The 7,391-nt window shown below is 42.3% G+C and carries 6 protein-coding genes; 5 read left to right on the forward strand and 1 reads right to left on the reverse strand.

Annotated features, from left to right (window positions below; translation table 11 throughout):
* Positions 1 to 2 precede the first annotated feature (2 nt).
* Both perR and AC1DWN_RS23505 read left to right on the forward strand, forming a co-directional pair.
* Positions 3 to 434: a peroxide-responsive transcriptional repressor PerR gene (perR, locus tag AC1DWN_RS23500; RefSeq protein ID WP_477561321.1), complete on the forward strand. Its 432-nt coding sequence runs from the start codon at positions 3 to 5 to the stop codon at positions 432 to 434.
* A gap of 160 nt (positions 435 to 594) precedes the next feature.
* Complete coding sequence (locus AC1DWN_RS23505) at positions 595 to 2,322, forward strand: glycosyl hydrolase family 18 protein (protein WP_477561326.1); 1,728 nt, start codon at positions 595 to 597, stop codon at positions 2,320 to 2,322.
* Between the two features lie 164 nt (positions 2,323 to 2,486).
* Here the strand turns inward: AC1DWN_RS23505 and AC1DWN_RS23510 are convergent, their stop codons facing one another.
* The gene (locus tag AC1DWN_RS23510; protein WP_477561322.1) at positions 2,487 to 2,843 is read right to left on the reverse strand and encodes a YgzB family protein; all 357 of its coding nucleotides are present in this window, start codon (positions 2,841 to 2,843) and stop codon (positions 2,487 to 2,489) included.
* A 156-nt stretch (positions 2,844 to 2,999) separates the two neighbouring features.
* Here AC1DWN_RS23510 and AC1DWN_RS23515 point away from each other — a divergent pair, with 156 nt between their 5' ends.
* From AC1DWN_RS23515 to AC1DWN_RS23525, 3 genes are all read left to right on the forward strand, one after another.
* Entirely contained in the window at positions 3,000 to 3,875 is an 876-nt protein-coding gene (locus AC1DWN_RS23515; protein ID WP_477561323.1) for a nucleotidyltransferase-like protein, read from the forward strand.
* Positions 3,876 to 4,105: 230 nt separating this feature from the next.
* Positions 4,106 to 5,869, forward strand: a complete 1,764-nt coding sequence (locus AC1DWN_RS23520; RefSeq protein WP_477561324.1) for a sensor histidine kinase — start codon at positions 4,106 to 4,108, stop codon at positions 5,867 to 5,869.
* Complete coding sequence (locus tag AC1DWN_RS23525) at positions 5,847 to 7,325, forward strand: response regulator transcription factor (protein ID WP_477561325.1); 1,479 nt, start codon at positions 5,847 to 5,849, stop codon at positions 7,323 to 7,325. The genes AC1DWN_RS23520 and AC1DWN_RS23525 overlap by 23 nt, the downstream gene beginning before the upstream one ends.
* Positions 7,326 to 7,391 lie beyond the last annotated feature (66 nt).

The following is a 7,391-nucleotide window of genomic DNA, read 5'->3' on the forward strand; positions in this document are numbered from 1 at the left end:
GAATGGGAGCCAACGTTAACTTGGCATTAGAACAACTGAAGATGAATGGCGTCCGTATGACCCCGCAACGACACGCCATACTAAGCTACTTGATGAACTCTATGTCGCATCCGACAGCAGATGAAATATATAAAGCGCTCTCTCCAATTTATCCTAGTATTAGCGTAGCTACTATATATAATAATTTGCGATTATTTGTTGAAGCAGGCTTAGTTCGTGAGCTAACCTATGGCGATGATTCAAGTCGTTTTGATTCAGATTTATCTGATCATTATCATGCAATTTGCAAAAAATGTGGGCAAATCGTTGATTTCGAATATCCTCCATTATTAGAAGTGGAAAAAACAGCATCTCGTGTGACAGGGTTTGTAGTTGAAGGTCACCGTATGGAGATATATGGACTTTGCTCGACGTGCAATGTAGTAACGAAGTAAATAATAATGTGACTGATGAACGTGCTGGGAAGCGGTAAAACGCTACACTGCACGTTTTTTATTAAAATATAACCATTTATAGAGGATAGCAACATCCGTTTATATTGTAGAGATTCAGAATGATAAGTTTGTTTAACGGGAGAGTGATGACTTGGAAACGATGTACAGCCGAGCACCGCGCCAGAAACGCAACCGGGGTGTTAGGGGTGTTGTGTTTTTATTTATTTTCGCAGCAATAGTAACGGTTGTGGGATATGTTTACTACATGAACTACATTCCAAACAATTCAATGGTTGAACCGAATTATAAGGCTGATATACCGATCATGCTTAATGGTGTAGAAGGCGAACAAGGAGCTATCATAGAGAATAACGAAGTGAAACTGCCGCTAACGGTGCTTACTAAGGTGTTGGGTGAGGACAAGCCTATTCGATATGAGAAGGATTCCGGATCAATCATTATTACAACAGCGAATAAGGTGCTGCATTTGAAGACGGACTCTTTGATGGCCACCGTCAATCAGAAGCCATATGATTTAACGGTTGCTGCTGAAATATCGAATGACACGGTTTATATACCAGAAGAGCCGCTTGAAGAATTGTACGGATTAAAGGTTGAATATTTAGAAGAAAGCGGCATTGTTACTCTGCTTCAAGCAGGAGATACGATTCAGCTTGCTGAAGCGATGCACGAGAAGGGAACTGCCATACGAACGGAGCCTACAATTCGTGCACCTTATATAGAAAAGCTTCCGCAAAAGGATGTCATTCGTATATGGGAAGATCAAGATGGCTGGTTACTTGTTCAAAGTGCAAATGGGCATATAGGGTATGTGAATAAAACAGATGTAAAGCTTACTACCATTGACCAAATACCTGAACCAGTCCGTGAGCCGGCTTTTACCGCTTGGAAAGTATTGGGAAGTAAAATCAATTTAACTTGGGAAGCCGTTTATAACAAAAATCCGGATACGTCCAAAATTGGTCAAATGCAAGGTGTTAATGTGGTTAGTCCCACTTGGTTTGAGCTTGCTGACGATAAAGGGACAATTAAAGGAAATGCAAATGCTGCATATGTAAAATGGGCGCATCAGCAGGGCATGCAAGTATGGGCACTTTTCAATAATGATTTTGAACCAGACAGAACAACGAAGGCATTAGCGACTGTGGAGACACGTTTCTATATGATCCAACAGCTGTTGGCTTTTGCGGAAATATATAATTTACAGGGTATCAACATTGACTTTGAAAATGTGCATACATCCGACAAAGAGAACTTCGTGCAATTTATTCGTGAGTTAACGCCGTTGCTCCATGAGCAAGGTCTTGTAGTTTCGGTTGATGTAACACCAAAGTCATCTAGTGAAATGTGGTCATTATTTTTGGATAGAGCTGCTTTAGGCAGTGTTGTAGATTATATGATGGTGATGGCCTATGATGAGCATTGGGCTTCTAGTCCTAAATCAGGGTCGGTTGCTTCCTTGCCTTGGGTAGAGAATTCGATTAAACGAATTCTAGAGGAAGATAAGGTGCCACCAAGTAAGCTATTGCTTAGTATGCCTCTTTACACGCGGATATGGACCGAGAAGAAAGCAGATGACGGTAAAGTAACTGTTTCTTCTAAAGCGGTTGGTATGGATCGGGTAAAGGATATTGTTGCTACTAAGAAACTGAAGCCAGTGCTTGATGAAGCGGCAGGTCAGAACTATGTTGAATATACGGAGGATGGAGCGTTACAACGAATATGGATTGAGGATGATCTTTCCATGAAGTCTCGTGTAGCTCTTGTAAAAAAGTACGATTTAGCGGGAGTTGCTACCTGGCAACGCGCATTCCAAACTTCTTCTATATGGAAAACAATTGATGAAGCAATAAAGAAACGGCCATAATTTGATTCCTTTTTCTTATGATTTAAACAGACAGCCCCTTTCATTCAAGAGAATGTGAAAGGGGCTGTCTGTTTTTGTGTCGCGGGGCAATTCGTACAATGATACTTCTGAAAATAAAAAGGAGCTGCATCGTTAACAATTGACGCAACTCCTCATTATTATATTTAGGATTGTTGAGATGGACTATGTGTAGCTTGTGATGGATCTAGTGTAAGCAGTGTTTTGCAATACATGCAGCGATCGGTTTTGCCAAGCATCTTAGTTGGACGATTACATTCAGGACACTCAAGCATCGTAGCGCTTGTAGACATCATGCCAGCCCAGAAGTATACAGCGACGCTGACGAGTAACGAGATCATTCCAATAACCATGAAGATGGCAGCAATGATTTTTCCGGCTTGTCCAAAAAATACGATGCCTGCCGTGCCGAGTATCATTACACCCATACCTACTAGAGTGAAAATAAGCCCCCATAGACGGAATTCATTAATTTTAGCTGATTTAAAGAAGAATTTATTCATGCGATCAAACCCTTTCCCTGACAATTGACTTATGAAAGTGAAACTCTTTTTCTACGAGAGTAAGCAGGAAATTGCCTTCTCGTTGTCGAAAAAGGATTAAGTCTGTAGATTATCATTATAGCCTAATAAAAAACGATTAGCTATATGGAGGAACTCGTGAAACCTATAAAAAAATACTTCGTAGACAGCTATCGATCACAACCAGAAGTGGTTGGTATAGCTGTAATTGAAAATCCATATTCTTATAATCCTTTGATTGATGGTTTGGATTTACTAGTCCTTGTCATAGTAGAGAATGGGCGTCCTACTAATGAAATAGAGCATGTCCAATTCGACGGCAAACGAGTACTTATTCGAACACTTGATCCGAATAGCTTGGATGCATGGGTTTCTGAGGGCGAAAATCGCAATATTATTGCGTGGCTAGTGCAGGGGGAGATCTTATTGGATCGCGACAGCTATTTGAACGGTGTGCGTGACCGTCTGCTGCTTTTTCCGGATGTCATGCGGAAGCAAAAACAATTTACGGAGTTTGCTGGTTTCTTGAGAACCTATTTGCTAGCAAAGCAGGACTTGCTTGATGGAAATGTATTGGATGCCTACAGTCATGTGCTTACAGCGCTCCATCACTGGGCGCATATTGTACTTATAGAAGAAGGACGTCATCCGGAGTTGACCGTTTGGAAACAATTGCGACGGGTTCATCCTGGCATATATAAGCTTTACGAGGAGCTGACAGTTAGCCCTGAAACATTAAAGCAGCGTGTAGAGCTGGTTATGCTTGGCTGCGAGTTCTCTGTGATGAACAAGATGAAGGGTTGCTGCTCTATACTCTTCGATATATTAAGGTCACGTGAAGAGCCATGGAGTATTGCAGAACTACAGACACATTCTTCTATTGAAGTGCTGCATATTGATTTATCGCTAGTTCTTCAAAAACTGGTGAAGCGTGCTTATATTAGAGAAGTTGCAGTCATGAATGAAGCGGAGGAGCTCGGATCATTAGAGCTTCGTTATATGATGGCTAATTAGTTGGAATTAAGGTGAGTCGATTCACCTGCTGATCGCTTCAATAATGGAGTTGAAATAATAGATGGGCGGCCGACTAGGCTGCCCATCTATTTTTCATTGATCCGACTATTCTTAAGAAAGATAATTATGTTCTATTCAAAAGACCAATTTATTCTATTTGTTTTCTCATGAAATGAGCTAGACTTAAGGATAATATGGGCTGACTATAGGCAGCAGCAAGGGGGATATCCATGTTTTTTCCACAAAAAATCAAATACCGACTTTTTTTTAGTTTTATACTCGTCATTCTGATTCCATTCTTCCTCTTGCAAATTTATTACTACCGGCAGACGGAGGATTTATTGGTTCAGAAGATTAGTGAACAAGATAAAGCGCAGCTTGCAATCATGAAATCCGATTTAAATAGTATATTTTCGCTGGCCTTCAGACAGTTGATTCGCTTGGAGAAAGAGAACGTTGTTATTGAAGGGCTTCGTGCTTCGGAGCAGGAGGATTGGTTGGAGAAGAGCCGACTTATTCAGGAGCAGCTAGAACAAATGAGCAATCAACAGCCCGCGCAGAGTATGTATTTGGACTATGCTGTTATGGATATCCAGGGGCGCTATGCCTATACGGGAATGGGAAAAGCTATCAGTGACGCAGCAGAGTGGGGGCAGCAAGCGTTAGAGGAGCTGACGACAAGCGGCCAAAGTTATTCGTGGGTGATTTCAGCACCAGACATGCAAGCAGAAGGAACCGGGTCGAACAGAATGCTGACATTGACAGGACTGTTACAGGATCACGGGGAATTGCTAGGTGTCAGTCGTATTCGGTTTGATCTATCCTCTTGGATAAGAACGGCCTCCAGAAGCTTACCTGTTCAATCTAATTATTATTTAGTGGGAGACAAAGGGGGCATATTGGCTCAAACAGAGGCGTTCGGAGGTATTAAGCCTTCGATGATAGCGCATCTGATTCAGAATGACATAAAGACGATCAACGAGGATTATTCCATACTCTACAATGGAATGTCTGTAGAGTTTCAAGATTGTCAGCTGACGCTGGTCAGTACATTCCCGCTGCATTTTTATTTCGGAGATTTCAAAACGCTCGAGCGTAAATTTTTATTCACCTTTATGATTCTGACAGCTATTTTCATTGTACTTACGTTTTTGATTGCTTCTATGATTACAAGACCGCTCAGCCTGCTTAAACGGAAAATGGAGACAATGATACATACCGAGCTGAAGACGGTGTTACCGGAAAAGCCCTACTATGGGGAACTGCTCGTACTGGCAAGAGCTTTTAACACCATGGTTAGGAATATGGATCAGCTGTTTCAGAAATTGAAGGTGGAGGAACGGCAGAAGGAAGCGGTCAAATTCCAAATGCTGCTGGCTCAGATGAACCCGCATTTTTTGTTGAATACGTTAAATACATTGAAATGGAACGCTATTGGAGGGGATGACCAGACGACAGCAGACATCTGCATTCACTTGGGCAAGCTGCTGGAAACGAGCCTGAACACAGAGGTTGATCTGATTTATTTGCAATCGGAAATTGAACTCGTAGAGGCATACATGCAAATTCAAAATTTTCGTTATGAACAGCGTTTTACAATCCGTTATGAATATGAAGAGACATTACAATATGTGCTAGTGCCCAAGCTTAGTCTTCAACCTTTGGTAGAAAATGCGATCATACATGGCTTCGCAAGAATGAGCCATGGAACTATTATTGTTCGTGCATATGAATCGGATCAGCAGTTAATCGTTGAGGTTGTTGATAATGGACAAGGGATCGAGGAAGCGTGTATCAGCAAGCCAATGCGAAAGCGGAAAGGTATCGGCCTATCCAATGTTCGTGAACGGCTGCATCTCTTGTTCAAGCAAGAAGGGGATTTACAATTAATTGCCATGGAAAAAGGGACGACGGTGCGAATGTGTCTGCCGAAGCTTGTAGCCGCACCATACACCTTGGGAGGGAAGATTGATGTGGAAGCTACTCATCGTTGAGGACGAGCCTCTGGTACGCAAAGCGATCATACAAAAGGTGAATTGGAGTGAGCACGGCTTCGAGATCGTCGGGGAAGCTGAGAATGGTTGCGATGCCCTAGATATCATTATGGTTAAACAGCCTGATTTGGTGATCTCAGATATTGTCATGCCGATAATGGATGGAGTTGAGCTGCTGAGACTTGCGCGGGCCTCTGGATGGGCTGGGCGCTTTCTCATGCTGACCTGTATGAATGAGTTTGAATATGCCCAACAGGCACTGGAGCACGGGGCCTCTGGATATATTCTGAAGCTGTCGATGGATATGAATGCGCTTGAAGCTGCGCTGCACAAGGTCAAGCAGGAACTAGCAGCGAGCAATAAGGTAGCAGCAGACTTGACCATATCCCGCGGCAGGCAGTTGATCCAGACAATCTGGGATAGCTTTTACAGGGATAATAATAGTGATGCACTAGATAACGATTTCTGGATTGAGATGTCGACAGGACTGGGGGAGCATGTCTGGATGTGCTCATTCGTACATGACTCTCAAGACTACTGCGTAAACGAAGTGAAACGTCTTAGGTTATTGAAATCGGTAAATCATTCACTGCTGTCTTTTACCGAATCAGGTATAACTACGGTGTTTGCATGGAGTAAGGTCCCTATTGAGTGGGGAACTGCTGAACTTACAGGGCTGGAGCTTCCTTATCAGGCTATTGTTACGGTTACTAAGAGTTCCGTCAAGTTAAGAAACGAATGGTTCGAAGCTTTGTGTCAACTGGATGATCAATGGTATGCGGGCAACAAGGGTTTTTTTTCTAATAAACTAGTATCAACATCAAAGAATCAGGAAAAGGGCATGTCTTGGTCATTGGAGAAAGAGCTTCTCAGATTGGTTGAACAAAACAAAGTCGAACAATGCCTTCCTATCGTTGAACAGATGTGGCAAGTTATGCAGGAGAATCGTTATCCGGCCTCCATGGCTTATTCTGCAATTCATCAACTGGATCGTATCGTTGCAAGGATTGTGGAGCATCATGGTCTCCCGCTGCAGGAATTACGGTTGTCATCCTCCAGTCAAGCATTTATGGAACTGTTTAATAATCGCCTACAGGCTTATACACACCACCAGTCAATGAAGGACGAGCGGCTGACGGATCATGAGGAAATAAACAAAATACTCCGGTACATTCACCAGCACTATAATACTAATCTGACTCTGAAGTCGCTCGCCAAGTATGTTTCGATGGAGGAGCACTATATAAGTCGACTGTTTAAACAGAAGACTGGTCATAACTTAATCATTTATGTGCACAAATATCGGGTTGAAAAAGCTAAAATCTATTTGAAGGAATCTGGTATGTCTGTATCCGAAATAAGTTGGAGTGTAGGCTTCKCAAACGACAATTATTTTATAAAAATATTCAAACGGTTTACCGGCACAACTCCGAGCGCCTTTCGACATCAAAATTAGATAAAATTGATCTATTGCAAGGCAATATTGTTCATTACCCGCTATTCTCCCTTTCGGTATGATGAG

This window comes from Paenibacillus sp. P4_A7, assembly GCF_056402455.1.

Bases quoted from the DNA above. Each gene is read 5' to 3' on its own strand.
- AC1DWN_RS23505 (WP_477561326.1), top strand. From the start codon at position 595: ATGTACAGCCGAGCACCGCGCCAGAAACGCAACCGGGGTGTTAGGGGT.
- AC1DWN_RS23510 (WP_477561322.1), bottom strand. From the start codon at position 2,843: ATGAATAAATTCTTCTTTAAATCAGCTAAAATTAATGAATTCCGTCTA.
- perR (WP_477561321.1), top strand. From the start codon at position 3: ATGGGAGCCAACGTTAACTTGGCATTAGAACAACTGAAGATGAATGGC.
- AC1DWN_RS23520 (WP_477561324.1), top strand. From the start codon at position 4,106: ATGTTTTTTCCACAAAAAATCAAATACCGACTTTTTTTTAGTTTTATA.